Annotated in this window: 1 protein-coding gene and 2 pseudogenes; 1 reads left to right on the top strand and 2 read right to left on the bottom strand. The window is 73.4% G+C overall.

Going from position 1 to position 1,334, the window contains the following annotated elements:
• Window positions 1-537: pseudogene (locus MCBG_RS04105) on the bottom strand (anthranilate synthase component I family protein); the annotation flags it as partial.
• Between the two features lie 123 nt (window positions 538-660).
• Between MCBG_RS04105 and MCBG_RS04100 the strand changes: the two are divergent.
• A complete protein-coding gene (locus MCBG_RS04100) occupies window positions 661-861 on the top strand; it encodes a DUF5999 family protein (protein ID WP_013286363.1) in 201 nt (66 codons plus the stop codon).
• A gap of 94 nt (window positions 862-955) precedes the next feature.
• Here the strand turns inward: MCBG_RS04100 and MCBG_RS32305 are convergent.
• A pseudogene (locus MCBG_RS32305) lies at window positions 956-1,334 on the bottom strand (glycine dehydrogenase (aminomethyl-transferring)); the annotation flags it as partial.

The raw sequence follows: 1,334 nt of genomic DNA, 5'->3' as shown, positions 1-1,334 counted from the left end.
CGGGGGTCGCCGGTGTACGGGGGCGGCGGCGTGGCCGACGAGGTTGGTCTGGTAGACGTCGCCGCGGGCGATGGCGGCGCGGACCGCGTCGACGGCGGCGGCGTGCGCGGCCGGGGTCCAGCTGTCGCGCCATGGTCCGAGCCGCCACCCGCCGGCGTGGGCCGGTGGCGGGGTCGGCGTGGGCCGGTCGGTGTGGTGGTAGACGACCACGACCAGGTCGGGCAGCGTCGGCGCGGGGCTCGGCGCGCCGGGCGACACGCCGAGGGTGTACGCGCCGGCGGCGGCGGACAGGTAGAGCGCCGCGCCGCAGACCGCGTCGTCGGGGTCGTGGCGGCCGGGGCGGGTGAGGTCGTCGCGGGTGACGCCGTGCGCGGCGAGGAAGCGTTGTGCCAGGTCAGCGGGGTCGCCGCCGTCGGTGGCGGACCAGTGCAGGCGGGCCGTCTCGACCAGTCGGCGACGGCATCCGGGCGGGGCGCCTGGGGTATCGACCTCCACCTGTGGGAGCGCTTCCACAACGTCTGGCCCGTTACGGGTCATCCGTTCAGCCCATTCTCGGTGAACAAGACGCATCCTTGCTCGTTGCCGCTCAGTTTTCCTTGGTACTGTGCGTCACTGGTCATGTGAACCATGACACAGTGCCCCCACAGTCCGGAGAACCCGATGTGTCAGCACCAGCCCACCTGCCCCTCCGCCGACGCGACCGACCGCGAGGCCGCCCGCGTCCTCGCCTGCTTCCCTGAGCAGGGCTGGAGCCTGCTCTGCAACGGTGTCATCGTCTTCGAGGACACCGGTGAGCTGCTCCCCGACGGACGCACCATCGCCCCGCACCGGGGTCCGGCCCGTCACGCTCTCGTGGCCTGAGCCATCACGCAGCGTCAGTGAGCGTACGCGCCGGTCATGACCGGCCGGCGCGCCGGCCGGGGCGGCGAGAGCCCACCGCCCCGGCGTTCGCCGCTCAGTCCTCGAACGCCTCCGGCGCGGGACACGAGCAGACCAGGTTCCGGTCGCCGTACGCGCCGTCGACGCGCCGCACCGGAGGCCAGTAGCGGCCCGCCCGGTCCACGCCCGCCGGGTAGGCGCCCACCGACCGCGGGTACGGGTGCGGCCACTCGTCGGCCGACACCATCGCCGCGGTGTGCGGCGCGTTGGACAGCGGGTTGTCCCCCCGCCGGCCACTCCCCCGAGCCGACCTTGTCGATCTCCGCCCGGATCGCGATCATCGCGTCGCAGAACCGGTCCAGCTCGGCCAGGTCCTCACTCTCGGTCGGCTTCATCATCAGCGTCCCGGTCACCGGGAACGACATCGTTCGGCGCGTGGAAGCCGTAGTCGATCA

Source organism: Micromonospora sp. M42 (assembly GCF_000568915.1).
Lineage (GTDB): Bacteria > Actinomycetota > Actinomycetes > Mycobacteriales > Micromonosporaceae > Micromonospora > Micromonospora chalcea.
The sequence above is the reverse complement of the archived record's forward strand: the minus strand, read 5'-3'. Positions and strand labels throughout refer to the sequence as shown.